Here is a 26340-nt window from a genome sequence, read left to right on the forward strand (position 1 = left end):
GCAACAGTACTCCATTTGGGCCACGTGCGTGGATTGGCGCGCCACTCAACTTCGTTCAAGAAACAGCGTCCGGCCGTCCGTTGAGCGGTTGTCGGGATCTTGGACGTGGCGTACTTCACGGAATCGCCAGAAACGGAACTATTGGCTTCCCGCGCGCGTCCCCCGACCGCCCCGCTACGCCCCCAACACCCGCCGCACGTAGTCGTTCTGGAAGCGACGGTCGGGGTCGAGCCGGTCCCGGAGCGCGGTGAACTCGCCGAAGCGCGGGTAGACGCCGGCGAAGTACTCCGCGTCGCGCGTGTGCACCTTGCCCCAGTGCGGGCGCCCCTCGTGCGCCGTGAAGATCCGCTCGGCGGCCGTGAAGTACGCCTGGTACGGCGTCCCCTTGACCATGTGGACCGCGATGTACGCGCTGTCGCGGCCCGAGGCGGTGGACAGGGTGATGTCGTCGGCGGGCGCGGTGCGCACCTCCACGGGGAAGCTGACCTTCAGCCCGGAGCGCTCGATCATCGTCCTCAGTTCGCGCAGGGTCTCGACGACGGCCTCGCGCGGGACGGCGTACTCCATCTCCACGAAGCGCACCCGGCGGGGCGATGTGAAGACCTTGTACGGGATGTCGGTGTAGGTCCGCGCGGACAGCGCCTTGCTGGAGATCCGCGCGATCGAGGGGATCGTGCCCGGCACCGCGCGGCCGACCCACTGGGCCACCTGGAACACGCCGTTGGAGAGGAACTCGTCCTCGATCCAGCCCTGGAGCTGCGGCACCGGCTTCTCGGGGCCCGCGCTGCGGTTGTTGCGCTTGGTGTTGGTGCTGCCGGTGTGCGGGAACCAGTAGAACTCGAAGTGCTCGTTCTCGGCCCAGAGTTCGTCGAACGCGCTGGTGACCTTGTCGAAGCTCATGGGCTCCTCGCGGGCCGTGAGCAGGAAGAGCGGCTCGACGGCGAACGTGATCGCGGTGACGACGCCGAGCGCGCCCAGGCCGATCCGGGCGGCCGCGAAGACCTCGGGATTCTCCTTCTCGGAGCAGCTGAGGACCGAGCCGTCGGCCGTGACCAGCTCAAGTCCCCTGATCTGGGCGGCGATCGAACCGGACTCGCGGCCCGTGCCGTGCGTGCCGGTACTGGTGGCCCCGGAGACCGTCTGCTCCATGATGTCGCCCATGTTGGTGAGCGACAGGCCCTCGCGCGCGAGAGCCATGTTGAGCCTCTTGAGCGGCGTACCGGCCTCCACCGTGACGGTCATGGCGTCCCGGTCGATGTTGCGGATGCCGGTCAAGAGTTGAGGGCGGATCAACACACCGTCGGTCGCGGCGATCGACGTGAAGGAGTGCCCGGTGCCGACGGCCTTCACCGTGAGACCGTCCTCGCCGGCCTTCCGCACGGCAGCCGCCAGCTCGTCGACCGAGGCGGGCGTGACCTCCCGGGCGGGACGCGCGGCCACATTGCCGCCCCAGTTACGCCACGTGCCGTTCTTCGCGCTCGCTGCCGTGCTCAACGCTGCCTCCCCGACGTGGAGCCGGCCTGCTGAGCCGGCGGTACCCCAGGAAACCGACCGCGACCGCGACGGCCCCGGACACCGCCGGAACCCCGTACCCGGCGCGCGCACCGGCCGCGTCGATCACCCAGCCGGCCACGGAGGAGCCGAGCGCGACCCCGACCGCGAGCCCGGTACTGATCCAGGTCATCCCCTCGGTCAGTTGCGCGCGTGGTACGTGCTGCTCGATCAGGGACATCGTCGTGATCATCGTGGGAGCGATGGACAGGCCCGAAACGAACAACGCCACGGCCAGAAACGGCAAGTTTCCGACCAGTAGGAGGGGGATCATACTCACGGCCATGGCGCATATGCCCAGCAGCCAGCGAGGTTCGGGCCGTCCCCCGAAGTGCAGCAGCCCGAACACCAGGCCCGCGACGCAGGACCCCGCCGCGTAGAGGGCGAGCACGAGGCTCGCGGCCCCCTTGTGGCCCTGCTCGTCGGCGAAGGCCACGGTGACCACGTCCACCGCTCCGAAGATCGCCCCGGTCGCCACGAAGGTGGCCACCAGGACCTGCAGGCCCGGCGCGCGCAGTGCCGTACGGCCGCCGTCGTGCTCGCGCGGGTGCGGCGCCGGTTCGGTGGCCCGCTGCGCGGTCAGCCAGAAGACACCGACCGCCAGGAAGCAGGCGGCGAGCAGCGGACCCGCCTCCGGGAACCAGGCCGTGGACAGCCCGATGGAGATGATCGGTCCGAAGATGAAGCAGACCTCGTCGACGACGGACTCGAAGGAGTACGCGGTGTGCAGCTGCGGGGTGCCGCGGTACAGGGCCGCCCACCGCGCGCGGATCATCGCGCCGAGGCTCGGCACCGAGCCGATGCCGACGGCGCACACGAACAGCACCCAGTCCGGCCAGCGGAAGTGCGCGGCGAGCAGCATCCCGGTGGACGCCACCAGCGCGACGAGCGTCGCCGGGCGCAGCACCCGCCGCTGGCCGTGCAGGTCCACCAGCCGGGAGACCTGCGGGCCGATCGCCGCCGCGGCCAGCGCGATGGTGGCCGACAGCATGCCCGCGAGGCCGTACCTGCCGGTGAGCTGGGAGATCATCGTGACCACGCCGATGCCCATCATCGACAGCGGCATCCGGCCGACGAAGCCCGCGGCGGCGAAACCCTTGGAGCCGGGGGCGGCGAACAGGGCGCGGTAGGGGCTGGGCACAGGGGTTCTCCGGTCGGCCGGTGAGCAGCGGCTCGGGCACGGTAAGGCGCGAATACGCCTCATACAGCTTACGAGTGAGGTGACCCTAACGCACCCGGTCGGACGGTTCGGGAACCCGGGTGGTCACCCCGCCGTTTCCCGGCTGTCAGCACCGGATGACAGGATCGACCCATGCGAGACGCGCTCGATGCCACCCCCTACGACGCCCTGCTCCTGCTCTCGTTCGGAGGCCCCGAGGGCCCCGACGACGTGGTCCCGTTCCTGGAGAACGTGACACGTGGGCGTGGCATCCCCAAGGAACGCCTGAAGGAAGTCGGCCGGCACTACTTCCTGTTCGGCGGGGTCAGCCCCATCAACGACCAGAACCGCGCCCTGCTGGACGCCCTGCGCAAGGACTTCGCGGACCACGGCCTGGGCCTGCCGATCTACTGGGGCAACCGCAACTGGGCGCCCTACCTCACCGACGCCCTGCGCGAGATGATCGCCGACGGCCACCGCCGCATCCTGGTCCTCGCCACCAGTGCCTACGCCTCCTACTCGGGCTGCCGCCAGTACCGCGAGAACCTCGCCGAGTCGCTGGCGGCCCTTGAGGCCGAAGGCCTGGAGCTGCCGAAGGTCGACAAGCTGCGGCACTACTTCAACCACCCCGGTTTCGTGGAGCCCATGGTCGACGGGGTGATCGAGTCCCTCGCCGAGCTCCCCGAGGACGTCCGCGACGGCGCCCACATCGCCTTCTCGACCCACTCGATCCCGAACGCGTCCGCGGACACCTCCGGCCCGGTCGAGGGCCATGGCGAGGGCGGAGCATACGTCGCGCAGCACCTGGAGGTCGCCCGGCTGGTCGCGGACGCCGTCCGTGAGCGCACCGGCGTCGACCACCCCTGGCAGCTCGTCTACCAGTCGCGCTCCGGCGCCCCGCACATCCCGTGGCTGGAGCCCGACATCTGCGACCACCTGGAGGAACGCCACGGATCCGGCGTCCCGGCCGTGGTGATCGCCCCCATCGGCTTCGTCTCCGACCACATGGAAGTCCTCTACGACCTCGACACGGAGGCGAAGGCCAAGGCCGAGGAGCTGGGCCTGCCGATGCGCCGCTCGGCGACCGTCGGCGACGACCCGCGGTTCGCCGCCGCGATCCGCGACCTGGTCCTGGAGCGGGCCGCCGTGGAGCGCGGCCAGGAGGTCACTCCCTGCGCCCTCGGCGCGCTCGGGGCCGACCACAACGTCTGCCCGGTCGGCTGCTGCCCGGCCCGTGCCGCCAAGCCCGCAGCCGCGGGCGCCGACAGCCCGTACGCGTGAGGAGCCCCGTGACCGACCCCCTGCACGCGGAACTGCTTCGGCTCGCCCAGGAGGCTGCCCGTCGCGCCGGCGCCCTGCTGAGAGACGGCCGCCCGGCCGACCTCGCGGTCGCCAGGACCAAGTCCAGTCCCATCGACGTGGTGACCGAGATGGACATCGCGGCGGAGAAGCTGATCACGGACCTGATCTCCGAGCACCGCCCGGACGACGGCTTCCTCGGCGAGGAGGGTGCCTCCACCGAGGGCACGAGCGGGATCCGATGGGTGATCGACCCCCTCGACGGTACGGTCAACTACCTTTACGGGCTGCCGACTTGGTCCGTCTCCATCGCGGCCGAGCAGGACGGCGAGACCGTCGTGGGAGTCGTCGCGGCGCCGATGCGCGGCGAGACGTACCACGCGGTCCGGGGCGAGGGCGCCCGGGCCACGGGCGCGTGGGAGGGTGAGCGCAGGCTGACGTGCCGCCCGGCGCCGTCCCTGGACCAGGCCCTGGTGTCGACGGGCTTCAACTACGTCACCAAGGTCCGCACCCACCAGGCCGAGGTGGCCCAGAAGCTGATCCCCCTGCTCCGCGACATCCGCCGTGGCGGCTCGGCGGCGGTCGACCTGTGCGACCTCGCCGCGGGCCGCCTGGACGGCTACTACGAGCGAGGCCTGAACGCGTGGGACTACGGGGCGGGCGACCTCGTCGCCCGGGAAGCGGGCGCCCTGACCGGCGGCCGCCCCGGAGAACGCCCGAACCCCGGCCTCACCGTCGCCGGCACCCCAGGCGTCTTCGAGCCCCTCCAGGAGCTCCTGGAGGGCTTCGGCGCCTGGCACGACTGACGGGCCGACTCCGGACGAACACGAGGTGAACGCGTCCGGACCCCGACGCAGCGGACCCCCGGCGCTGGATTCGCCGGGGGTCCGCTGTCGTGCCGCGAAGCCGATCAGACGCTAGGCGCTGACCTCCACACCGTGTTCGGCGGCGAGGCGGCGCAGGTCGTCGAGCTCTCCCTGCTCCACCTCGACGAGGAAGTCGTCGCCCTCGTTGCGAGCCCGTGTCAGATCGGTCTCGGTCGCCCTTATGCGCTGCAGAAGTCCTGCGGTGAATGCGTCCATGCTGCGCCCCCTCGTCCTGGGTCGTGGGTCGGTGGCACGGGGGTGTGCCGTTCGGAAGGGGCGATCACGTCTCCTGTAGGTGCCCAGCGCTGCCCTGCCGGGCGGCGACGGTGCCGGACACCCACGCCCGCTCTGCGGAAGCGGATCGCGTCGTGCCGCATGGTGGTACGGCACATGCAGAGCGTGATCGCGGGGTGTAAAGCCGTCCTCCCCCCGCTCCTTCCGACGGAAACCTCAACCGCGCGAGAAAATCCCGCATTCCCGCTCTCACACCCGTCTTTCAGCTCCCGCTCACCCGCCTTACAGCCGACTTATGGCCGAAAAGGGCAGGATGGAGGCCAACACTCACCCGGCCCCCTGCCCGTGCGTGCCATAAGCGCGCTACGCGGGTGGACACAGGAAGGACAAGCGACGTGCGCGTACTCGTCGTCGAGGACGAGCAACTGCTCGCCGATGCGGTGGCCACCGGACTGCGCCGGGAGGCCATGGCCGTCGACGTCGTGTACGACGGTGCGGCCGCCCTGGAACGCATCGGAGTCAACGACTACGACGTGGTGGTCCTCGACCGCGACCTCCCCCTGGTCCACGGCGACGACGTCTGCCGCAAGATCGTCGAACTCGGCATGCCCACGCGCGTGCTGATGCTCACGGCGTCCGGCGACGTCAGCGACCGTGTCGAGGGCCTGGAGATCGGCGCCGACGACTATCTGCCCAAGCCCTTCGCGTTCAGCGAGCTGACGGCACGCGTGCGTGCCCTCGGCCGGCGCACCAGCGTGCCGCTGCCGCCCGTTCTGGAGCGCGCCGGCATCAAGCTCGACCCCAACCGCCGCGAGGTCTTCCGCGACGGCAAGGAGGTCCAGCTCGCCCCCAAGGAGTTCGCCGTCCTGGAGGTGCTGATGCGCTCCGAGGGCGCCGTCGTCTCCGCGGAGCAGCTCCTGGAGAAGGCCTGGGACGAGAACACCGACCCCTTCACCAACGTGGTGCGGGTGACCGTCATGACGCTGCGCCGCAAGCTGGGCGAACCCGCAGTGATCGTCACCGTCCCCGGCTCCGGCTACCGGATCTGATAACCCGTGGCCTCGACTCCAGCTCCTCCCCAGGCCCCACCGAAGCCCACCTGGGACCCCAGGCGGCCGGCGCCGCCGCTGCCGTGGCTGCGCCCGACCATCCGCATAAGGCTCACGCTGCTGTACGGCGGCATGTTCCTGATCGCCGGCATCCTGCTGCTGTCGATCATCTACCTGCTCGCCGCGAACGCGTTGAACGTGGGGAGCAACCTGCCCTTCAAGATCGTCTCCGGCGGGGTGACCAGTGACATCTGCAAGCTGTCGGGCAGTGAGCTGCCCGCGGACGAGCTCAACCACGCGCTGAACCAGTGCGTCAACGACCAGCGCCAGCACGCCCTGGACAACCTCCTCAGCCGCTCACTGCTGGCCCTGCTCGGCCTCGCGATCATCGCCTTCGCCTTCGGCTACGCGATGGCGGGACGCGTCCTGTCGCCGCTCGGCCGGATCCTGCGCACCGCGCGCTCGGTGGCGGGCTCGGACCTGTCCCGCCGTATCGAGCTGGACGGCCCGGACGACGAGATCAAGGAGCTGGCCGACACCTTCGACGACATGCTGGAGCGCCTGGAGCGGGCCTTCACGGCCCAGCAGCGCTTCGTCGGCAACGCCTCGCACGAGCTGAGAACCCCGCTGGCGATCAACCGCACGCTCCTGGAAGTGCATCTGTCGGATCCGGGGGCGCCGGTGGAGCTGCAGCAGCTGGGCAAGACGCTGCTGGCCACCAACGAGCGCAGTGAACAGCTCGTGGAGGGTCTGCTGCTGCTCGCCCGCAGCGACAACCAGATCGTCGAGCGCAAGCCCGTGGACCTCGCCGAGGTCGCCGAGCAGGCGGTCGACCAGGTGCACGGCGAGGCGGAGGCCAAGGGCGTGGCGATCCGCGGCGACCGGAGGACGGCGGTCGTCCAGGGCAACGGCGTCCTCCTGGAGCGCATCGCCCTGAACCTCGTGCAGAACGCCGTGCGCTACAACGTGCCCGAGGACGGCTGGGTCGAGGTGACCACGGAGATCCAACACGGCCACGCGGTCCTCACGGTGTCCAACACGGGCCCCGTCGTGCCGGCGTACGAGGTCGACAATCTCTTCGAGCCGTTCAAGCGGCTGCGGGGCGCCGACCGCACCGGCAGCGACAAGGGCGTCGGGCTCGGTCTGTCCATCGTGCGGTCCGTGGCGCGGGCGCACGGCGGGCACATCACCGCTCAGCCACGCGAAGGGGGTGGGCTCGTGATGCGAGTCACCCTTCCGGTCTGAGACCATGGCCCCCGCACTGAGATCGATACACTGGGATGTTCGCTTTGCGCGGAATTTTCTGGGCACCCGAGGGATCACCCCGTGTGTGATCGATCACAAGGGAGATTTTCCGGCCATCCACTCTCCGTGATCATGCACCCTGTCGGAAAGCCGGGAAAATCCGGGTTTTCAGGGGTCCTGATCACGGGAAGTACACGGTGAGACGCCTTTGAAGTGCGGGATTCGGACCGTGTACGGTCCCGATCGCCATCCAACCCGATCACTCAAGAGGAGTCCGGTTGGGTGTCGATTGAGTAACAGACCTTGATGTGAGGCAAAATCTCCGCCTCGGGTCGGGCACAAGTCCGGCCTCTCACGCGTTACGTGCGCTGGAGACACCGCAGACACCCAGAGGGGGAGAGCGACATGGCTACGGATTACGACACCCCACGCAAGACCGACGACGACGTCGACTCGGACAGCCTTGAAGAGCTCAAGGCGCGTAGGAACGACAAGTCGACCTCCGCAGTGGACGTCGACGAGTTCGAGGCCGCCGAAGGCCTGGAACTGCCCGGCGCGGACCTTTCGAACGAAGAGCTGGCCGTCCGGGTACTGCCCAAGCAGCAGGACGAGTTCACCTGCATGAGCTGCTTCCTGGTGCACCACCGCAGCCAGCTGGCCCGGGAGAAGAACGGCCAGCCGATCTGCCGCGACTGCGACTGAGGGCGGGTCGGGCATGACTGGCTCGACCCCTCCTTGGAAGCGCCGCTCCCTCAGGCAGGGAGTGGACCAGGGGCCGTCCGACGGCCCTCACCGCGCGCGTGACGACGAGCGGGGCTCTTCCGAAACGGGAGCCTCGCTCGAACCGGTGGCCGACCGGGTTGACCTCCCGGCGCAGACCGGTACGACCAGGACGCCTGCGCCCGTCGCCAGACGACGGGCGGCGGCGGTCCGGGAAAGGGCCCGGGAAGGGGCCCGCAAGGGCGGCAGCAGGGCCAGGGCGGCCCTGGCGTACCTGACCGACCGGATCATCGAGAACGCCCCGCGTGTCCCCGTACGGGACCTCGCGACCCTCCGCCGCCAGTTCCCCGGCCTCGGCCCCGAGGAACTCGCGGACAAGCTTGTCACGGGCGCCGCGAGCGCCACGGCGACGGTCGGGGCGGGGGTCGGAGCGGCGGCGATGCTTCCCGTGCCGCCGGCGATGCCGACCGAACTGGCCGCCGAGATCACCGGCGTGGCCGCGATCGAGCTGAAGCTGATCGCCGAACTCCACGAGGTCTACGGCGTACGACCGCCCGGGAACCTCAAGGAGCGCAGCACCGCGTATCTGAACTCCTGGTCAGGGGAGCGCGGGATCGATGCGAAGAAGCCGTCGACCGTGAGCGGCGCGCTCAACAGCCAGATGAAGCAGCAGCTTCGGCAGCAGATCATGAAGCGGACGGTCCGCAACCTGCCGAACCTGATGCCGTTCCTGGTCGGCGCGGCCGTCGGGGCGGTCATGAACCGCCGGGACACCAGAAAGCTCGCCGAGCGGATCCGCAAGGATCTGCGCAGGATCCAGGTGCGGTGGGACGAACTGCCCCAGCTCCCGGCCCTCGAGACGCCCGCGAATCCGCTTCAGCTGGAGAAGTAGGACTTCCGTGAGACTCCGGGCTCGGCTCCACCGTCCGGACGGACGGGGTGAAGTCCTGCACGGATGTTCTAGGCGGCGGCCGTCCGGGCGGCCTTCAGCGCCTCGGCCAGCCGCTCCGGTTCCCGCGTCGACAGATACAGATACGGCGTCGGGTCGTCGGGGTCGGTGACCTCCACCTTCAGCGCCCTGGGAATGTAGGAGCGCAGCAGCAGGAAGGCGCGGGTGTCGGCCTTGTGGGTCCGCCAGGCCCGGGCCTCCTCCGGGTCCAGGATCTCCGTCTCGCCCAGCGCCGCCACCGGGATCTTCGCCTCGCCCGCGATGAGGGAGTCACCGACGACGCGGATGCGCAGCGAGCCGTAGGAGCTCGCGAGGATCGCCGCCACGGCGGTGCCGCCGACCAGGCCGCCGAGCAGCGGAAGCGTCCCGAACGGAAGCAGGATCAGCGCGAAGGCGACCCCGACCAGGAAGGAGATCAGCCACCAGGAGCGGGGGGCGGTGAGACGTTCGTCGTACGGGACGGCGGAGGGCTGCATGGAACCAAGCTTGGCACGGTGTCCTGAGACACCCGACGCGCGGGTAAGGTCTGCGCCTGTGAGTGGTACTTCCCCGGCTCTCAAGCCTCCCGCCGACGCGGCGCAACCTGTGCGACACCCGGACGCTCCCGCGCCCGGTGAGCTGCTCGGTGCGCACTACGGCCAGTGTTTCGGCTGTGGCGGCGAGCAGTCCCACGGGCTGCACCTGGAGGCGCGGGCCGGCGAGAGGGTCTCGGTCACCGCCGAGTTCACGGTGCGCCCCGCCCATCAGGGTGCTCCCGGGCTCGCACACGGCGGGGTGCTCGCGACCGCCCTCGACGAGACCCTGGGCTCGCTCAACTGGCTGCTGCGCACCATCGCCGTGACCGGGCGTCTGGAGACCGACTTCGTACGGCCGGTGCCCGTGGGCACGGTGCTGTATTTGGAGGCCGAGGTGACGGCGGTGGCCGGACGGAAGATCTACTCGACCGCGACCGGCCGGATCGGCGGACCCGAGGGGCCCGTGGCGGTCCGTGCCGACGCCCTGTTCGTCGAGGTCAAGGTCGACCACTTCATCGACAACGGCCGCCCGGAGGAGATCCGGGCCGCCATGGACGACCCGGACCAGGTCCGGCGTGCCCGTGCCTTCGAGGTGAACCCGTGAGCCGTGACCCCCTGAACGTGCTGATCCGGCGCGTCGACCCCGACGTACCGCTTCCGGCGTACGCGCACCCCGGTGACGCGGGAGCCGATCTGCGGACCACCGAGAGCCGGGAACTGAAGCCCGGAGAGCGGGCCGTGCTGCCCACCGGGGTGTCTGTGGCGCTGCCGGAGGGGTACGCGGCCTTCGTGCACCCTCGATCCGGTCTCGCCGCCCGCTGCGGTGTCGCTCTCGTGAATGCCCCGGGGACGGTTGATGCCGGGTACCGTGGGGAGATCAAGGTGATCGTGGTGAACCTCGACCCGCACGAGTCAGTGCGGTTCGAGCGCTTCGACCGGATTGCCCAACTCGTCGTCCAGCAGGTCGAGAGGGTCCGCTTCCAGGAGGTGGCGGAGCTTCCCGACTCGGCGCGGGCCGAGGGGGGCTTCGGGTCCACCGGCGGTCACGCCGCCGTGGGCGACGGGGGCGATACAAGCGCTGAGGCCGCCGTGGGCGGCACAACGGGTGGGAATCGATACGCTTCGGTCGTATCCGACCGGGAAGGACAGTGACGTGTTCGGACGTCGCAAGAAGAAGGGTGCCGCCGAGGACGCGGCCGGCGAGGCCGAGCAGGTCGTCGACAGCGTCGACACTGAGGCGGACGACGTAGAGCGCGAGCGCGTACGGCTGGAGCCGGAGCCGCGCCCCGACGGGCCCTGGGACGACACCGAGGTACGTGACCCCGCCGAGGGCCGCGTGGACCTGGGCGGTCTGTTCGTGCCGGGTGTCGACGGCATGGAGCTGCGGGTCGAGGTCGCGGGCGACGCGATCGTCGCGGCCACCGTCGTGCTGCGCGACAGCGCCATCCAGCTGCAGGCCTTCGCCGCTCCCAAGCGCGAGGGCATCTGGGGCGAGGTGCGCGAGGAGATCGGTTCCGGCATCACCCAGCAGGGCGGCATCGTCGACGAGGTCGAGGGTCCGCTGGGCTGGGAGCTGCGGGCCCAGGTGCCGGTGCAGCTGCCGGACGGCACGGGCGGCTTCCAGGTCGTGCGGTTCGTGGGTGTGGACGGTCCGCGCTGGTTCCTGCGCGGGGTGATCTCGGGCCAGGGCGCGGTGCAGCCGCAGGCGGCCGGGCTGCTCGAGCAGATCTTCCGGGACACGGTCGTGGTCCGCGGCGAGGGCCCGATGGCGCCCCGCGACCCGATCGTCCTGAAGCTGCCGAACGACGCTCAGATGGTCCCCGAGGGCGTCCAGCAGCAGGACGAGGGCTCCCGCTTCTCCGGCGGGATGGGCCAGTTGCAGCGCGGACCGGAGATCACCGAGGTCCGCTAGTCGTACGACGTCGAGGGCCGTACCCCGTGAAGGGGTGCGGCCCTTTTCCCTGCGCGGGGCCTTGACGCTGTATTGGTCTGTACCTACGGTCATCCGCCAACGCCTATGTTCATAGGGGCGCTTCACGTTCACATACGAGAACGGAGCCACTATGCGTCATTCCGTACGGCTGATGGTCGTCACCGGGTTCGCCCTGGGTCTCCTCGCACGACCCGCCGGCGCCGCCCCCGCCGCTTTCGTCCATCCCGGAGTCACGGTCTCCCAAGGGCAGTTGGACTTCGCCCGGAGCAAGGTCAACGCAGGCGTCCAGCCCTGGAAGGCCGCCTTCGACGCGATGCTGACGAGCAGGTACGCCGATCTGAACCGGACCCCGAAACCGCGGGCAGTCGTCGAGTGCGGGTCGTACTCCAACCCCAACTACGGCTGCACCGACGAGCGCGAGGACGCGATCGCCGCCTACACCGACGCCCTCGCCTGGTACATCACCCGGGACGAGCGGTACGCCAGGAAGGCCATCCAGCTCATGGACGCCTGGTCGGCGGTGATCACGGATCACACCAACAGCAACGCGCCCCTCCAGACCGGCTGGGCCGGCTCCACGTGGCCCAGGGCGGCCGAGATCATCAAGTACACGTACACCGGGAGTTGGGCGAACTCCGGGCGCTTCGCGACCATGCTCCGCACCGTCTATCTGCCCGAGATCATCAACGGCTCGAACTCCAACGGCAACTGGGAGCTGTCGATGATGGAGGCGGCCGTCGGCATATCGGTGTTCCTGGAGGACAAGACGTCGTACGACAAGGCCATGGCGAAGTTCCGCACCCGTACCGCGGCCTATGTCTACCTCGCCTCCGACGGTGAGCTGCCGAAGACCGTGCCGAGCCAGAACCTCGACACCCGGGACAAGATCGTCGGTTACTGGCAGGGGCAGTCCACCTTCGTCACCGGTCTCACCCAGGAGACCTGCCGGGACTTCACGCACACCGGGTACGGCATCTCCGCGATCTCGCACGTCGCCGAGACGAGCCGTATCCAGGGACAGGACCTGTACGGCACGGATGTGGGCGAGCGGCTGCGGCAGGCGCTGGGGTTCCAGGCCAAGTACGAGCTGGGGACGGCCGTGCCGGGCTGGCTGTGCGGTGGGTCGCTGAAACTCGGGCTCGGGCCCGTGACCGAGGTCGGGTACAACGCGCTGCACACCAGGCTTGGCATGGGCATGACTAACACACAGGCGCTGACCGAGCGGAACCGCCCGGCCGGCAGCAACAACCTCTTCGTGGCCTGGGAGACCCTCACCCACGGGGACAACCCGAGCTGAAACCGTTGAAGGCCGGGCGCCGGACCGTGATACTGGCGCCCGGTTCCACGAGTTCACGGCTCACGGGGTTCACGGGGCTCGCGGGTTTCACGGGGGAGGGCGCAATGACTCAGGTGGTCACGGAGACCATGGTGCGGGTCGAGGACATCCACAGGTCGTTCGGCGAGGGGGCCGCCGCGGTGCACGCACTGCGCGGGGTCTCCTTCGAGGTGCCGCGCGGTGAACTCGTCGCCCTCAAGGGGCGTTCGGGATCCGGGAAGACCACGCTCCTCAACATCGTCGGCGGGCTCGACCGGCCCGACCGGGGGCGGGTCGAGCTCGACGGGGTCGACATCGCCGGGCTGGACGAGGACGGGCTGCTGGCGCTGCGCCGGGACCGTATCGGCTTCGTCTTCCAGTCCTTCGGGCTCATCCCGATCCTCACCGCCGCGGAGAACATCGGCGTCCCGATGCGACTGCGCCGGGTGGACGCACGCGCGCGTGAGGAGCGCGTCGAGCTGCTGCTGGCCCTGGTCGGCCTCGCGGAACACGCGAAGCAGCGCCCCGGTGAGCTCTCCGGCGGCCAACAGCAGCGTGTCGCCATCGCTCGCGCCCTCGCCAACAACCCGTCGCTCCTCGTCGCCGACGAGCCGACCGGCCAACTGGACGCGGAGACCGGCCACGCCGTCATGGAGCTGCTGCGAGCCGTCGTACGCAGCGAGAACGTCACCGCGCTGGTCGCCACCCACGACGCGACCCTGCTGGACCTGGCGGACCGGGTGCTGGAGCTGGGGGACGGGGAGATCGTGGGGCACTGAGCGCGCGCCGTGTCGAGGGAGGGAGTTCGGCACTCCGTGGGGCGTTCGCTGGGGAGCGCCGGCGCGTGTACGGCACCGGCCGCACCGTGGGGACCTGGCCGGCCGCGGTCGGCTCCACGGCGCCGAGCAGATCATGCGGCGTCTCGACGGGGGGCTCCTCTCCTCGTACGACCGTGCGATCGTGCGATCGCGGCCAACCTGGTGCGCGAACCGCTGCCCGGGTGCTTCTCAAGACGGGTGGCGATGACCCGGTCGCCCCACTGGAGGAGGTCTGGTTCGCCCCTCCCGCTCTGGGGGCAAGCTCGTCGCTCTCCCCGCGGCGGGTGTCTCCGACGGCCTGGCTGTTCCCGGACGGTGGGGGGCGGTGACGCAGGCTCCGGTACGGGCCGGGGTTCTGCCTGAGGGGCGCGTCAGAGTTGCGTCAAAGGCGGGCCTCGCGTCGGGCTCGGCTCTCTTCGTGGGGATTGTTGGCCGTAAGGTCGACGCTGCGTAGGCAGTAGTGACCGGAAGACAATGGGCCCATGGGACGCGGCAGGCTTCGGATCTATCTCGGTGCGGCACCGGGCGTCGGCAAGACGTACGCGATGCTGTCCGAGGCGCACCGCAGGGTCGAGCGGGGGACCGACTGTGTCGTGGGCTTCGTGGAGCACCACGCGCGGCCACGCACCGAGGTGATGCTGCACGGCCTCGAAGAGGTCCCGCGCAGGGAGCTGGAGTACCGGGACGCCGTCTTCACCGAGATGGACGTCGACGCCGTACTGCGCCGGGCCCCCGCCGTCGCCCTGGTGGACGAACTCGCCCACACCAACATCCCGGGCTCGCGCAACGCCAAGCGCTGGCAGGACGTCGAGGAACTGCTGGCGGCCGGGATCGACGTGGTCTCGACCGTGAACATCCAGCATCTGGAGTCGCTCGGCGACGTCGTCGAGTCGATCACCGGCGTGCGGCAGCAGGAGACGGTGCCCGACGAGTTCGTACGGCGGGCCGAACAGATCGAGCTTGTCGACATGTCGCCGCAGGCGCTGCGGCGGCGGATGGCGCACGGCAACATCTACCAGCCGGACAAGGTCGACGCGGCCCTGTCGAACTACTTCCGGCCCGGCAACCTCACCGCCCTGCGGGAGCTCGCGCTGCTGTGGGTGGCCGACCGGGTCGACGAGTACCTCAAGCAGTACCGCAGCGAGCACCGGGTCTCGAAGATCTGGGGTTCCCGGGAACGGATCGTGGTCGGGCTGACCGGCGGACCGGAGGGCCGCACGCTGATCCGGCGGGCCGCGCGGCTGGCCGAGAAGGGCGCCGGCGGCGAGGTGCTCGCCGTCTACATAGCCCGCAGCGACGGACTGACCTCCGCCTCGCCCAAGGAACTCGCCGTCCAGAGGACCCTCGTCGAAGACCTTGGAGGAACCTTTCACCATGTAGTGGGCGACGACATACCGGCCGCCCTGCTCGACTTCGCGCGAGGCGTCAACGCCACCCAGATCGTCCTCGGTTCCTCCCGCCGCAAGACCTGGCAGTACGTCTTCGGACCCGGTGTCGGCGCGACCGTGGCCCGGGAGTCCGGGCCCGACCTGGACGTGCACATCGTCACCCACGACGAGGTCGCCAAGGGGCGTGGACTGCCCGTTGCCCGGGGCGCACGGCTCGGACGGGCCCGGATCCTGTGGGGCTGGCTGGTCGGCCTGGCGGGCCCGGCGTTCCTGACGATCTTCCTCACCACCGTCGACCTCGGCCTCGCCAACGACATGCTGCTGTTCCTGGCGGTCGTGGTGGCCGCGGCCCTGCTGGGCGGACTCCTCCCGGCACTCGCCTCGGCCGCGGTCGGCTCGCTGCTGTTGAACTACTTCTACACACCGCCCCTGCACCGCTGGACCATCGCCGACCCGAAGAACATCGTCGCCATCGTGATCTTCGTGGGCGTCGGCATCTCGGTGGCCTCCGTGGTCGACCTCGCCGCCCGCCGCACCCATCAGGCCGCCCGGCTGCGCGCCGAGTCGGAGATCCTGTCCTTCCTCGCCGGGAACGTGCTGCGCGGCGAGACCCGTCTGGAGGAACTCCTGGAACGCGTCCGGGAGACCTTCGGCATGGAGTCGGCGGCCCTGCTGGAACGGGCGAGCGACGTCGAGCCGTGGACCTGCGCGGGCCGGGCGGGACTCGGACCGCCCGTGGAGCGCCCCGAGGACGCCGACGTCGACATGCCGGTGGGGGACCACATGGCGCTCGCGCTCACCGGCCGGGTGCTGCCCGCCGAGGACCGCCGGGTGCTGGCCGCCTTCGCCGCCCAGGCCGCCGTCGCCCTGGACCGTCGCAGGCTTCAGGAGGAGGCCGACCGGGCCCGCACGCTCGCCGAGGGCAATCGCATCCGTACGGCGCTCCTGGCCGCCGTATCGCATGATCTGCGGACGCCCCTGGCCGGCATCAAGGCGGCCGTCTCGTCGCTCAGGTCCGACGACGTGGCGTGGTCCGAGGAGGACCGGGCCGAGCTCCTGGAGGGCATCGAGGAGGGCGCCGACCGGCTCGACCATCTCGTGGGCAACCTGCTCGACATGTCCCGCCTCCAGACCGGCACGGTCACCCCGATCATCCGCGAGATCGACGTCGACGAAGTGGTGCCGATGGCCCTCGGCGGGGTGCCCGACACCAGCGTGGAGCTGGACGTCCCGGAGACCCTGCCGATGGTCGCCGTGGACGCGGGGCTCCTGGAGCGGGCGGTGGCCAACCTGGTCGAGAACGCCGTCAAGTACAGTCCGCCCGGCACTCCCGTCCGGGTGTCCGCCAGCGCCATCGCCGACCGCGTCGAGGTGCGGGTCGTCGACCGCGGCCCCGGCGTCCCGGACGAGGCCAAGGAGCGCATCTTCGCGCCCTTCCAGCGCTACGGCGACGCCCCGCGCGGTGCCGGGGTGGGGCTCGGGCTCGCGGTGGCCCGGGGCTTCGCGGAGGCCATGAACGGCACCCTGAACGCCGAGGACACGCCCGGCGGAGGCCTCACCATGGTGCTGACGCTGCGCGCGGCGGACGCGCACGCGGAGCCCCTACCCTTCGCAGAAGCAGAAGCAGAACCCGAAAGGCAGGCCACATGACCAGAGTGTTGGTCATCGAAGACGAGCCGCAGATCGTGCGCGCCCTCGTGATCAACCTCAAGGCGCGCAAGTACGAGGTCGACGCGGCGCACGACGGCGCCACAGCGCTCCGGCTCGCCGCCGCCCGCCACCCCGACGTGGTCGTCCTCGACCTGGGCCTGCCCGACATGGACGGCGTCGAGGTGATCAAGGGGCTGCGCGGCTGGACCCGGGTGCCGATTCTCGTGCTGTCCGCCCGGCACTCCTCCGACGAGAAGGTCGAGGCGCTGGACGCGGGCGCCGACGACTACGTCACCAAGCCCTTCGGCATGGACGAGCTGCTGGCCCGCCTCCGGGCCGCCGTGCGCCGCGCGGAGCCCACCGGGGGTGACGAGGAGGACGTCCTGGTGGAGACCGACGAGTTCACCGTCGACCTGGCCGCGAAGAAGGTCCAAAAGCACGGCAGAGACGTACGCCTCACCCCCACCGAGTGGCATCTGCTCGAGGTACTGGTCCGCAACGCCGGCCGGCTGGTCGGCCAGAAGCAGCTCCTCCAGGAGGTCTGGGGGCCGTCCTACGGGACGGAGACGAACTACCTGCGCGTCTACATGGCCCAGCTGAGACGAAAGCTGGAGGCGGACCCCTCGCATCCCAAGCACTTCATCACGGAGCCGGGGATGGGATATCGGTTCGAGAGGTGAGCTGCGGGGTCGGCTGGGGGTCTGGGGGTCGTCCCCCGGGGGATGCAGTATCACGGAGCCGGGGATGGGATATCGGTTCGAGAAGTGAGCTGCGGGGCCGGGATACCGGTTCGAACGCCAGTGCTGCGGGTGCAACGCTGTCGGCGCACCCCGGTAGGCTTTCGGATATGAGTGCTGTTCCGCGTTCCGAGAAGCCGGTGGGCCGGTTCCGGCGCATGCTCGACCGGCTCTCCTCGTCGCAGGAGGACCTCGAGTCCGAGGAGCTGCGGGAGGACACCGAGACCGCCGGCTGCACCCGGATAGGCGACTGTCACGACCGCCAGATCGTGACCGTTACTGGTACCTTGCGCACGGTCACCCTGCGGCCACGCGCGGGCGTCCCGGCCCTGGAGGCCGAGCTGTTCGACGGGTCCGCCGCCCTGGACGTGGTGTGGCTAGGCAGGCGCTCCATCGTCGGGATAGAGCCGGGGCGCAAGCTGATCGCCTCCGGGCGGATCTCGATGAGCCGGGGCCGCCGGGTGCTGTTCAATCCGAAATACGAACTCCGACCCGTGGGACGGGAGTAGCCGGTGACGTCTCTCGACAAGCCGACCGAAGACACTCAGACCGATGACGCGCGGGCGGTGACCGAGGCGGCCCTGTTCGAGGCGTTCGGCGGCGTCCGGGGCATGGTCGAGACGGTTCTGCCGGGCCTGCTCTTCGTCACGATCTTCACGATCAACAAGGACCTGCACCTGTCGGCGATCGCCGCGCTCGCGGTGTCGCTGCTGCTGGTCGTGGTCCGCCTGGTGATGCGGGACACCGTCAAGCACGCCTTCAGCGGTGTCTTCGGCGTCGCCTTCGGCGTCGTCTTCGCGATGATGACGGGCAACGCCAAGAACTTTTATCTGCCGGGCATGCTGTACACGCTGGGCCTCGGCCTGGCGTACGTCATCACGACGCTCGCGGGCGTGCCGCTGATGGGGCTCATCCTCGGCCCGGTCTTCAAGGAGAACCTCTCCTGGCGGACCCGCAACCCGGGCCGCAAAACGGCGTACGCCAAGGCCAGTTATGCCTGGGGGGCGATCCTGCTCGCCAAGTGCGCGATCCTCTTCCCGCTGTACTGGTGGGCCGACACCGCGCAGCTCGGCTGGGTCCTGGTCGCCCTCAAGATCCCGCCCTTCCTGCTGGCCGTATGGCTGACCTGGGTCTTCCTCGCGAAGGCGCCGGCTCCGATCGACGTGTTCGCCGAGATGGAGGCGGAGGAGAAGGCCGAGGAGGAGCGCAAGGCGGCGCAGGCCGCGGAGCGTGGGGACACGGAGGCCGCGGCCGGGCGGCACCGGCGCGAGGCGTAGCTCCCGGTACTGCCGGCACTTCTTATACGACGGCGGAGGGCGCCCTCCGCCGTCGTATCCCTCGAAGACCTCAGCCCGTCGCGTCCTCGCGCCGCACCGACAGCAGGTCCTCCAGTTGCTCCTCGCGGGCCTGGGCGGCCACGAAGAGGAGTTCGTCGCCGGCCTCCAGGGAGTCCTCCCGCGACGGGGTGAGGACGCGGGTGCCGCGGATGATGGTGACGAGGGAGGTGTCCTCGGGCCACTCCACGTCGCCGACCGTCGTGCCGGCCAGGGCCGACTCCTCCGGCAGGGTCAGCTCGACCAGGTTCGCGTCACCGTGGCTGAAGCGGAGCAGGCGGACCAGGTCGCCGACGCTGACCGCCTCCTCGACCAGGGCGGACATCAGGCGCGGGGTGGAGACGGCGACGTCCACGCCCCAGGACTCGTTGAACAGCCACTCGTTCTTCGGGTTGTTCACCCGGGCGACGACCCGCGGGACGCCGTACTCCGTCTTCGCCAGCAGGGAGACGACCAGGTTGACCTTGTCGTCGCCGGTCGCGGCGATCACCACGTTGCAGCGCTGGAGCGCGGCCTCGTCCAGGGAGGTGATCTCGCAGGCGTCGGCGAGCAGCCACTCCGCCTGCGGGACGCGCTCGACCGAGATGGCGGTCGGCGCCTTGTCGATGAGAAGGACCTCGTGGCCGTTCTCCAGCAGTTCGCCCGCGATCGAGCGGCCGACCGCACCGGCACCGGCAATGGCGACCCTCATCAGTGACCGCTCTCCTCTTCGGGGCCCTCGGCGAAGGACGCCTCGACCTTCTCGATGTCGTCCGTGCGCATCATCACGTGGACGAGGTCGCCCTCCTGCATCACCGTCTGCGAGGTGGGCAGGATCGCCTCGCCGAGGCGGGTCAGGAACGCCACGCGGACGCCCGTCTCCTCCTGCAGCTTGCTGATCTTGTGGCCGACCCAGGCGGTCGAGGCGTGCACCTCGGCCAGCTGGACCCCACCGGTGGGGTCGCGCCACAGCGGCTCCGCGCCCGACGGCAGCAGCCGGCGCAGCATCTGGTCCGCGGTCCAGCGGACCGTGGCCACCGTCGGGATGCCCAGGCGCTGGTAGACCTCGGCGCGCCGGGGGTCGTAGATCCGGGCCGCGACGTTCTCGATGCCGAACATCTCGCGGGCCACGCGCGCGGCGATGATGTTGGAGTTGTCGCCGCTGGAGACCGCGGCGAAGGCGCCGGCCTCCTCGATGCCCGCCTCGCGCAGGGTGTCCTGATCGAAGCCGACCCCGGTGACCCGGCGACCGCCGAAACCGGAGCCCAGTCGTCGGAAGGCGGTGGGGTCCTGGTCGATCACGGCGACCGTGTGCCCCTGTTGCTCCAGGGTCTGGGCGAGAGCGGAACCCACTCTCCCGCAGCCCATGATGACGATGTGCACGACCGTCCTTCCGGTGTCAATAAGTACTGCTCAGCCACATCAGGGTCTCAGACCGACGCCCAAGCTACACACGGGCGGTAGGACGACGGCACCCCTGTGCACGGTTGCCCCGACTTCGTGTCGGTCAACGGCGGCTGATGCTGCGGACGCTTGCGAGCGTCAGGATTCCCAGGCCGACGAGGGTGGCCGCGGCGCCGATCAGCTCTGCGGTCGTGTGCATGGAACCTCCGGGGACGGTAAGGGGCAGAGTCTTGTCATATAGGCATGCCGCTTCGCTCACCTGCGGAATCCGTAGCCGGAGCGGGTCCGGATTTCACCCGGAGAGCAGATGCGGGGTGCCGGGTGGTTGCTCGCCCGTTCGAACGCTTACGCTTCACTGTTGTGTCCAAACTGACCGACGTGCCCAAGCGGATCCTGATCGGGCGCGCACTGCGCAGTGATCGGCTCGGCGAAACGCTCCTGCCGAAGCGCATCGCCCTCCCCGTCTTCGCCTCCGACCCGCTGTCCTCCGTGGCGTACGCGCCCGGCGAGGTGCTGCTGGTCCTGTCCATCGCGGGCGTGTCGGCCTACCACTTCAGCCCCTGGATCGCCGTTGCGGTCGTCGTGCTGATGTTCACGGTGGTCGCCTCCTACCGGCAGAACGTGCACGCCTACCCGAGCGGCGGCGGCGACTACGAGGTCGCCAACACCAACCTCGGCCCCAAGGCCGGCCTCACGGTCGCCAGCGCCCTGCTCGTCGACTACGTCCTCACGGTCGCCGTCTCCATCGCCTCCGGCATCGAGAACCTCGGCTCCGCGGTCCCCTTCGTCGTCCAGCACAAGGTGCTCTGCGCGATCGCCGTGATCATCCTGCTGACGCTGATGAACCTGCGCGGCATGAAGGAGTCCGGCTCGCTGTTCGCGATTCCGACGTACGTCTTCGTCACGGGCGTCTTCATCATGATCGCGTGGGGTGCGTTCCGCGGTCTGGTCCTCGGCGACACCATGCGGGCACCGACGGCGGACTACCACATCAAGGCCGAGCACCAGGGCCTGGCCGGATTCGCCCTTGTCTTCCTGTTGCTGCGCGCCTTCTCGTCCGGCTGCGCCGCGCTCACCGGCGTCGAGGCCATCTCCAACGGCGTACCGGCCTTCCGCAAGCCCAAGTCGAAGAACGCGGCGACCACGCTCGCGATGATGGGTCTGCTCGCCGTCACCATGTTCTGCGGGATCATCGTGCTGGCCATGGCCACCAAGGTCCGCATGGCCGAGAACCCGGCCGTCGACCTGATCCACAACGGCGTCGCGCTCGGCTCCGACTATGTGCAGAACCCGGTGATCTCCCAGGTCGCCGAGGCGGTCTTCGGCAAGGGCAGCTTCCTGTTCATCGTGCTGGCCGCGGCCACCGCGCTGGTGCTGTTCCTCGCCGCGAACACCGCCTACAACGGCTTCCCGCTGCTCGGCTCGATCCTCGCCCAGGACCGCTACCTCCCGCGCCAGTTGCACACCCGCGGCGACCGCCTCGCCTTCTCCAACGGCATCGTGCTGCTGGCCGGCGCGGCCGGACTCCTGGTGTGGATCTACGGTGCCGACTCGACCCGCCTGATCCAGCTCTACATCGTCGGCGTGTTCGTGTCCTTCACGCTCAGCCAGACCGGCATGGTCCGGCACTGGAACCGCCACCTCGCCACCGAGAAGGACGCCGCGACGCGCAGCCACATGATCCGCTCCCGTGCGATCAACGCCTTCGGCGCCTTCTTCACCGGGCTCGTCCTGGTCGTCGTCCTGGTCACCAAGTTCACCCACGGCGCCTGGGTGGCGCTGCTCGGGATGTGCATCTTCTACGCGACGATGACGGCGATCCGGAAGCACTACGACCGGGTCTCCGAGGAGATCGCGGCGCCCGAGGGCCCGAGCGACGACAGCCTGCGCCCGTCCCGCGTCCACTCCGTCGTCCTGATCTCCAAGATCCACCGCCCGGCGCTGCGGGCGCTGGCGTACGCCAAACTGATGCGCTCGGACTCGCTGGAGGCGTTGAGCGTCAACGTCGACCCGGCCGAGACCAAGGCACTGCGCGCCGAGTGGGAACGGCGCGGGATCGACGTACCGCTGAAGGTCCTGGACTCGCCGTATCGCGAGATCACCCGGCCGATCATCGACTACGTGAAGGGGCTGCGGAAGGAGTCGCCGCGTGACGCGGTGTCCGTGATCATCCCCGAGTACGTGGTCGGTCACTGGTACGAGCATCTGCTGCACAACCAGAGCGCTCTGCGGCTCAAGGGCCGGCTGCTGTTCACGCCGGGGGTCATGGTGACCTCGGTGCCCTATCAGCTCCAGTCCTCGGAGGTGGCGAAGAAACGCGCTCGCAGGCGGCAGGAGTGGAACGCGCCCGGCGCGGTGCGGCGCGGTCCGGCCGAGCAGCGGGCGAAGGAGACGCCGGCGCCGAAGTAGACTGGTGGGCTGTTGTCCTGGTGGGTTGTCGACCCACCGCTTCCCTTGACGTTGTGGAGTCACCCCGCCATGCAGGCAGAACCGAAGAAATCGCTGGTGGGGGTGGAGTTCGAAGTCGAGATCGGCCCCGTCGCGCACGGCGGGCACTGCATCGCCCGCACGGAGGACGGCCAGGTGCTGTTCGTCCGGCACACGCTGCCCGGTGAGCGGGTCGTGGCCCGGGTGACGGAGGGCGAGGAGGGGGCGCGGTTCCTGCGCGCGGACGCGGTGTCGGTACTGGAGCCGTCCAAGGACCGCATCGAGGCGCCCTGCCCCTACGCCGGTCCCGGCCGCTGCGGTGGCTGCGACTGGCAGCACGCCAAGCCCGGCGCCCAGCGGCGTCTCAAGGGCGAGGTCGTCGCCGAGCAACTGAAGCGGCTCGCGGGCCTCACCCCCGAGGAGGCCGGCTGGGACGGCACGGTGATGCCGGCCGAGGGCGACAAGCTGCCGGCGGGCGAGGTGCCTGCCTGGCGCACCCGCGTGCAGTACGCGGTGGACGCCGACGGCAACGCCGGTCTGCGCCGCCACCGTTCGCACGAGGTGGAGCCGATCGAGCACTGCATGATCGCCGCGCCGGGCGTGAGCGAACTGGGCATCGAGGACCGCGACTGGTCCGGGATGGCGTCCGTGGAGGCGATCGCGGCGACCGGCTCCCAGGACCGCATGGTCATCCTGGAGCCCCGCCCGGGCGCCCGCCTGCCGCTGGTCGAGCTGAACAAGCCGGTGTCCGTGATGCGCGTCGAGGAGCACGACGGCGGCATCCACCGCGTCCACGGCCGCGCCTTCGTACGCGAGCGGGCCGACGGCCGCACCCACCGGGTGGGCAGCGGCGGCTTCTGGCAGGTCCACCCGCAGGCTGCCGACACGCTGGTGAAGGCGGTCATGCAGGGCCTGCTGCCGCGCAAGGGCGAGATGGCGCTCGACCTGTACTGCGGGGTGGGGCTGTTCGCGGGGGCATTGGCCGACCGCCTCGGCGACAAGGGCGCGGTCCTCGGCATCGAGTCGGGCAAGCGCGCGGTCGAGGACGCCCGGCACAACCTCGCCGACTTCGACCGGGTGCGGATCGAGCAGGGCAAGGTGGAGGCCGTGCTGCCGCGCACGGGGATCACCGAGGTCGACCTGATCGTGCTGGACCCGCCGCGGGCGGGGGCGGGGCGCAAGACGGTGGAGCACCTGTCGTCCCTGGGCGCACGGCGCATCGCGTACGTCGCCTGCGATCCGGCCGCGCTGGCGCGGGACTTGGGGTACTTCCGGGACGGGGGGTACCGGGTGCGGATGCTGCGGGTGTTCGACCTGTTTCCGATGACGCATCATGTGGAGTGTGTCGCCATCCTTGAGCCGGCGGCCAAGGGCTCCTGACCTGCGGAACCTCGCGATCGGGGCGTTCACCTGCACGGACGCGACGACGCCGCCGAAGCCACCCGCCGGGCAGCACGGCGGGCAGAACATCCGTTCCGCATCCCCGGGCTCACCTCATGATGTTGGAACGGCCGTGCTTGCGGACACTGCCTGCGGAGCGGGCCGGGAATGGTCTGCGCGGTGTTGTCTCGCCGGCGGGACAGGCCCAGCATGAGGAGGGCCCGCGAGGGTGTTCGCGTGCCGCGGCGAAGTGGTGTCGGCCGCCGTTCGGATGTCGAGTGTCGGATCGTTGCACAGGAGAATCATGGCGAACCCAGTTCGGGGATCAGGGAGATGGCCGATGAGTCGCGGCAGAGAGGCGGCGGGCAGGTGACGATCGGCATCGGCGACGGCCTCCCGGCCGTCCGCGGTTATCTCGACGGGCTGATCCGGGCGCGACTGACCAGCCCCTTCAGCCGCGATGTCCCGTTGGTCTCGCTCGGGTTCGACTCGCTCGCGGCCATCGAGCTGTGGAGCCGGCTGCGGACCGACCTCGGTGTGGACGTCCCGGCTGGCGAGCTGCTGGACCTCACCCTGGACGGACTGACGGCGCGGGTGCGGGCGGAAGGTGGGTCTGTCGCCGCGTTCGCTGCCGGACCGGTTGCCCGCGAACCTGCCGGGGCAGACCTCGACGACGCCTCTCCGGAGGCGGCCGCGCAGCTGTTGGCGACCCTCGACGGCCTGGACGACGCGGGGATGGAGCGCCTGGCGGCCGGACTCGGACCCGGATCCGAGACAACACCCGCGGACTGAGCTCGGCCTTCCCGACATGGGCCGTCCATCCCTTGTGCCGGCCGACGACCTGTGCGGTGATCAAGGCTCTATTGGTGAATCTCATGATCGGTGACACGCGTGTGAGGGGAGTCCGCTCTTAATGCCGCCAGTGAACTCGGCTCGCCGGTCTCCCTCCCGATCGGTGTTGTCGTCGACCGCCTCGCCAAGCACCAGCTGATGTGTGGTGCGACATCGGTCGCTTGCTGCCGGCTTCGATCCCGCCGGCCACGCTGCCCGGACTGCACCTCACCTTCGCGCCGCTTCTGATCGGTTGCTGGTGTGCGGGGTTGCGGGTGTTCTTCTCGCCGCTGCGGAGGATGCGGGACCTGGACATGGTCGAGGAGGCCCGGCCGGACGAATCGGCGGGTGCCGGGCCCGAGGCCGAGCCGGCCACCGCCGTAACCTGACCGACCACATACACCGGAGCCTCGATGAGTTCCTCCTCTGTCTTCCTGAGCGGACCGCAGTACGTGCTGGGGGAGATCGCGTCGCACCATTCCGAGACTCCGGATCTGGAGGCGCGGGCCGCTGAACTAGGGGTGCCGTATGCCCCGGAGCTCTGGGGCTGGGGCCATGTGCACCGGAGCCACAAGTCGCTGGAGGACCTGGCGGTCGAGGCGGGCAGGGCGACTCTCCGCGCCGCCGGCGTCGACCCCTCCTCCGTCGACGCACTGGTGCTGTGCTGCACCGGTTTTCCTGGAGGGCCGGACAGCCACGGAAACTTCGTACGGACCATCTCGGAGGGGTTGGGAACACATGAGACCGACTTCCTCGGCATCACGCTCGACCGATGCACGAACCTGCTGGCGGGCCTGCGAGTCGCCGAGGCCTTCGTAGCTGCCGGAATCCATCGGCGGGTCCTGGTCATCACCACCGATCGCGTCACTGTCGAGGCGGAAAGACTGGCCAAGTTCGCCCTGTTCAGCGATGGCGCGGCCGGTGTGCTGGTGTCGGACACCGACGGGGAGTACGAGATCGTCGCAAGTGCCGCAGCGCACGAGATGAAGGACCTGGACTGGTCGAACCAGATCAGTCCGGACCTCTCCCGCCGCGTGAACACGCAGTTGATGAAACGTGCATCGATGGGAATCGACCAGGTCGACATCCTCATGCACACCAATATCTTCGAAGCCATCATCGTCATGAAAGAGCTTCAGGCGGGATTTGCCGCAGCGCAGCTGTATACGGACAACATCGCACGGGTAGGCCACTGCTTCGCCGCTGACCCGATCATCAATCTGACGGACCTCGCAGCAGCCGGTCGCCTTCGCGACAACGGGCACTATCTGCTGGCCGCCTCGGTTCCAGGGGTACGGTACGGGGTTCTGCTGCGCAAGCAAACGCGTTAGCACGCGAACCGGCATTGTCGAAATGGTCGGCGGGGGCGTTGTCTCGCTGGCGAGACAGGCGCCGTTCCCTTCCTTCTTGCCGAATCCCCGCCACCAGGTACTCAACCGACATCGGTGAAGTGAAGCTGCGCCTGGTGATCCCCGATTTCGCGAGGGCGGCGGATCTGGCGGGGCCAAGCCCCGGTCGCGTACGTTTCATCGAGCATCGCCTGATCAAGGTGCGCCG

26 protein-coding genes are annotated in these 26340 nt (G+C 69.8%); 20 read left to right on the forward strand and 6 right to left on the reverse strand.

Going from position 1 to position 26340, the window contains the following annotated elements; genetic code table 11:
• Positions 1–174: 174 nt before the first annotated feature.
• Together ACIBJB_RS35665 and ACIBJB_RS35670 are read right to left on the reverse strand one after the other, a co-directional pair.
• Entirely contained in the window at positions 175–1494 is a 1320-nt protein-coding gene (locus tag ACIBJB_RS35665; RefSeq protein WP_398936968.1) for a D-arabinono-1,4-lactone oxidase, read from the reverse strand.
• Positions 1454–2692 (reverse strand): MFS transporter, encoded by a 1239-nt coding sequence (locus tag ACIBJB_RS35670; protein ID WP_398936970.1) that lies wholly within the window; start codon positions 2690–2692, stop codon positions 1454–1456. The genes ACIBJB_RS35665 and ACIBJB_RS35670 overlap by 41 nt, the downstream gene beginning before the upstream one ends.
• A 171-nt stretch (positions 2693–2863) precedes the next feature.
• Here ACIBJB_RS35670 and ACIBJB_RS35675 point away from each other — a divergent pair, with 171 nt between their 5' ends.
• Both ACIBJB_RS35675 and ACIBJB_RS35680 read left to right on the forward strand, forming a co-directional pair.
• The gene (locus tag ACIBJB_RS35675) at positions 2864–3991 is read left to right on the forward strand and encodes a ferrochelatase (RefSeq protein WP_398936972.1); all 1128 of its coding nucleotides are present in this window, start codon (positions 2864–2866) and stop codon (positions 3989–3991) included.
• A gap of 8 nt (positions 3992–3999) precedes the next feature.
• Positions 4000–4815, forward strand: a complete 816-nt coding sequence (locus ACIBJB_RS35680; RefSeq protein ID WP_398936974.1) for an inositol monophosphatase family protein — start codon at positions 4000–4002, stop codon at positions 4813–4815.
• A 111-nt stretch (positions 4816–4926) separates the two neighbouring features.
• Here ACIBJB_RS35680 and ACIBJB_RS35685 read toward each other — a convergent pair whose 3' ends face one another.
• Positions 4927–5091, reverse strand: coding sequence for a hypothetical protein (locus ACIBJB_RS35685; protein ID WP_020121920.1), 165 nt, complete (start codon positions 5089–5091; stop codon positions 4927–4929).
• 413 nt (positions 5092–5504) lie between these two features.
• Here ACIBJB_RS35685 and ACIBJB_RS35690 point away from each other — a divergent pair, with 413 nt between their 5' ends.
• From ACIBJB_RS35690 to ACIBJB_RS35705, 4 genes are all read left to right on the forward strand, one after another.
• Complete coding sequence (locus ACIBJB_RS35690) at positions 5505–6158, forward strand: response regulator transcription factor (RefSeq protein ID WP_030605557.1); 654 nt, start codon at positions 5505–5507, stop codon at positions 6156–6158.
• 6 nt (positions 6159–6164) lie between these two features.
• Positions 6165–7403 (forward strand): sensor histidine kinase, encoded by a 1239-nt coding sequence (locus ACIBJB_RS35695; protein ID WP_398936977.1) that lies wholly within the window; start codon positions 6165–6167, stop codon positions 7401–7403.
• 405 nt (positions 7404–7808) lie between these two features.
• The gene (locus ACIBJB_RS35700) at positions 7809–8105 is read left to right on the forward strand and encodes a DUF4193 domain-containing protein (protein ID WP_005481602.1); all 297 of its coding nucleotides are present in this window, start codon (positions 7809–7811) and stop codon (positions 8103–8105) included.
• A 13-nt stretch (positions 8106–8118) separates the two neighbouring features.
• A complete protein-coding gene (locus ACIBJB_RS35705) occupies positions 8119–9015 on the forward strand; it encodes a hypothetical protein (protein WP_398936979.1) in 897 nt (298 codons plus the stop codon).
• A 68-nt stretch (positions 9016–9083) separates the two neighbouring features.
• On the opposite strand, the gene ACIBJB_RS35710 is transcribed toward ACIBJB_RS35705, so the two are convergent.
• Complete coding sequence (locus ACIBJB_RS35710) at positions 9084–9548, reverse strand: DUF3093 domain-containing protein (RefSeq protein ID WP_398936982.1); 465 nt, start codon at positions 9546–9548, stop codon at positions 9084–9086.
• Positions 9549–9606: 58 nt separating this feature from the next.
• Between ACIBJB_RS35710 and ACIBJB_RS35715 the strand changes: the two genes are divergently transcribed.
• The 9 genes from ACIBJB_RS35715 to ACIBJB_RS35755 all read left to right on the forward strand — a co-directional run bounded on the left by ACIBJB_RS35715 (position 9607) and on the right by ACIBJB_RS35755 (position 18705).
• Complete coding sequence (locus ACIBJB_RS35715; RefSeq protein ID WP_398936984.1) at positions 9607–10191, forward strand: PaaI family thioesterase; 585 nt, start codon at positions 9607–9609, stop codon at positions 10189–10191.
• A complete protein-coding gene (gene dut, locus ACIBJB_RS35720) occupies positions 10188–10739 on the forward strand; it encodes a dUTP diphosphatase (protein ID WP_069761727.1) in 552 nt (183 codons plus the stop codon). The genes ACIBJB_RS35715 and dut overlap by 4 nt, the downstream gene beginning before the upstream one ends.
• A 1-nt stretch (position 10740) precedes the next feature.
• Positions 10741–11499, forward strand: coding sequence for a DUF3710 domain-containing protein (locus ACIBJB_RS35725; protein ID WP_057611270.1), 759 nt, complete (start codon positions 10741–10743; stop codon positions 11497–11499).
• A gap of 172 nt (positions 11500–11671) precedes the next feature.
• Positions 11672–12817: an alginate lyase family protein gene (locus ACIBJB_RS35730; protein WP_398937098.1), complete on the forward strand. Its 1146-nt coding sequence runs from the start codon at positions 11672–11674 to the stop codon at positions 12815–12817.
• Between the two features lie 104 nt (positions 12818–12921).
• Entirely contained in the window at positions 12922–13614 is a 693-nt protein-coding gene (locus tag ACIBJB_RS35735; RefSeq protein ID WP_062036008.1) for an ABC transporter ATP-binding protein, read from the forward strand.
• A gap of 521 nt (positions 13615–14135) precedes the next feature.
• Positions 14136–16691, forward strand: a complete 2556-nt coding sequence (locus ACIBJB_RS35740) for an ATP-binding protein (RefSeq protein ID WP_398936987.1) — start codon at positions 14136–14138, stop codon at positions 16689–16691.
• Positions 16688–17371, forward strand: coding sequence for a response regulator (locus ACIBJB_RS35745; RefSeq protein ID WP_398936988.1), 684 nt, complete (start codon positions 16688–16690; stop codon positions 17369–17371). The genes ACIBJB_RS35740 and ACIBJB_RS35745 overlap by 4 nt, the downstream gene beginning before the upstream one ends.
• A 167-nt stretch (positions 17372–17538) precedes the next feature.
• Positions 17539–17937: an OB-fold nucleic acid binding domain-containing protein gene (locus tag ACIBJB_RS35750; protein ID WP_037710883.1), complete on the forward strand. Its 399-nt coding sequence runs from the start codon at positions 17539–17541 to the stop codon at positions 17935–17937.
• 3 nt (positions 17938–17940) lie between these two features.
• The gene (locus tag ACIBJB_RS35755) at positions 17941–18705 is read left to right on the forward strand and encodes a DUF3159 domain-containing protein (protein WP_398936990.1); all 765 of its coding nucleotides are present in this window, start codon (positions 17941–17943) and stop codon (positions 18703–18705) included.
• Between the two features lie 70 nt (positions 18706–18775).
• On the opposite strand, the gene ACIBJB_RS35760 is transcribed toward ACIBJB_RS35755, so the two are convergent.
• Together ACIBJB_RS35760 and ACIBJB_RS35765 are read right to left on the reverse strand one after the other, a co-directional pair.
• Positions 18776–19453: a TrkA family potassium uptake protein gene (locus tag ACIBJB_RS35760; protein WP_057611264.1), complete on the reverse strand. Its 678-nt coding sequence runs from the start codon at positions 19451–19453 to the stop codon at positions 18776–18778.
• Positions 19453–20124, reverse strand: a complete 672-nt coding sequence (locus ACIBJB_RS35765; protein ID WP_398936992.1) for a potassium channel family protein — start codon at positions 20122–20124, stop codon at positions 19453–19455. Before ACIBJB_RS35765 ends, ACIBJB_RS35760 begins: the two co-directional genes overlap by 1 nt.
• Positions 20125–20505: 381 nt before the next feature.
• Between ACIBJB_RS35765 and ACIBJB_RS35770 the strand changes: the two genes are divergently transcribed.
• The 5 genes from ACIBJB_RS35770 (at position 20506) to ACIBJB_RS35790 (ending at position 26114) form a co-directional block, all read left to right on the forward strand.
• On the forward strand, positions 20506–22554 hold the full coding sequence (locus ACIBJB_RS35770; RefSeq protein ID WP_398936994.1) for an APC family permease: 2049 nt from the start codon (positions 20506–20508) through the stop codon (positions 22552–22554).
• 69 nt (positions 22555–22623) lie between these two features.
• Positions 22624–23952, forward strand: a complete 1329-nt coding sequence (locus tag ACIBJB_RS35775; RefSeq protein ID WP_398936996.1) for a class I SAM-dependent RNA methyltransferase — start codon at positions 22624–22626, stop codon at positions 23950–23952.
• A 333-nt stretch (positions 23953–24285) separates the two neighbouring features.
• A complete protein-coding gene (locus ACIBJB_RS35780; RefSeq protein ID WP_398936998.1) occupies positions 24286–24744 on the forward strand; it encodes an acyl carrier protein in 459 nt (152 codons plus the stop codon).
• A gap of 221 nt (positions 24745–24965) precedes the next feature.
• Positions 24966–25172, forward strand: a complete 207-nt coding sequence (locus ACIBJB_RS35785) for a hypothetical protein (RefSeq protein ID WP_398937000.1) — start codon at positions 24966–24968, stop codon at positions 25170–25172.
• A gap of 24 nt (positions 25173–25196) precedes the next feature.
• Positions 25197–26114 (forward strand): 3-oxoacyl-ACP synthase, encoded by a 918-nt coding sequence (locus ACIBJB_RS35790; protein WP_398937002.1) that lies wholly within the window; start codon positions 25197–25199, stop codon positions 26112–26114.
• Positions 26115–26340: the final 226 nt, after the last annotated feature.

The organism is Streptomyces sp. NPDC050759 (assembly GCF_044456945.1).
Classification (GTDB): Bacteria; Actinomycetota; Actinomycetes; order Streptomycetales; family Streptomycetaceae; genus Streptomyces.

Bases quoted from the DNA above. Each gene is read 5' to 3' on its own strand.
- ACIBJB_RS35760 (WP_057611264.1), bottom strand. From the start codon at position 19,453: ATGAGGGTCGCCATTGCCGGTGCCGGTGCGGTCGGCCGCTCGATCGCG.
- ACIBJB_RS35740 (WP_398936987.1), top strand. From the start codon at position 14,136: ATGGGACGCGGCAGGCTTCGGATCTATCTCGGTGCGGCACCGGGCGTC.
- ACIBJB_RS35710 (WP_398936982.1), bottom strand. From the start codon at position 9,548: ATGCAGCCCTCCGCCGTCCCGTACGACGAACGTCTCACCGCCCCCCGC.
- ACIBJB_RS35750 (WP_037710883.1), top strand. From the start codon at position 17,539: ATGAGTGCTGTTCCGCGTTCCGAGAAGCCGGTGGGCCGGTTCCGGCGC.
- ACIBJB_RS35735 (WP_062036008.1), top strand. From the start codon at position 12,922: ATGACTCAGGTGGTCACGGAGACCATGGTGCGGGTCGAGGACATCCAC.
- ACIBJB_RS35780 (WP_398936998.1), top strand. From the start codon at position 24,286: ATGGCCGATGAGTCGCGGCAGAGAGGCGGCGGGCAGGTGACGATCGGC.
- ACIBJB_RS35775 (WP_398936996.1), top strand. From the start codon at position 22,624: ATGCAGGCAGAACCGAAGAAATCGCTGGTGGGGGTGGAGTTCGAAGTC.
- ACIBJB_RS35675 (WP_398936972.1), top strand. From the start codon at position 2,864: ATGCGAGACGCGCTCGATGCCACCCCCTACGACGCCCTGCTCCTGCTC.
- ACIBJB_RS35790 (WP_398937002.1), top strand. From the start codon at position 25,197: ATGAGTTCCTCCTCTGTCTTCCTGAGCGGACCGCAGTACGTGCTGGGG.
- ACIBJB_RS35700 (WP_005481602.1), top strand. From the start codon at position 7,809: ATGGCTACGGATTACGACACCCCACGCAAGACCGACGACGACGTCGAC.
- ACIBJB_RS35730 (WP_398937098.1), top strand. From the start codon at position 11,672: ATGGTCGTCACCGGGTTCGCCCTGGGTCTCCTCGCACGACCCGCCGGC.
- ACIBJB_RS35685 (WP_020121920.1), bottom strand. From the start codon at position 5,091: ATGGACGCATTCACCGCAGGACTTCTGCAGCGCATAAGGGCGACCGAG.
- ACIBJB_RS35705 (WP_398936979.1), top strand. From the start codon at position 8,119: ATGACTGGCTCGACCCCTCCTTGGAAGCGCCGCTCCCTCAGGCAGGGA.
- ACIBJB_RS35745 (WP_398936988.1), top strand. From the start codon at position 16,688: ATGACCAGAGTGTTGGTCATCGAAGACGAGCCGCAGATCGTGCGCGCC.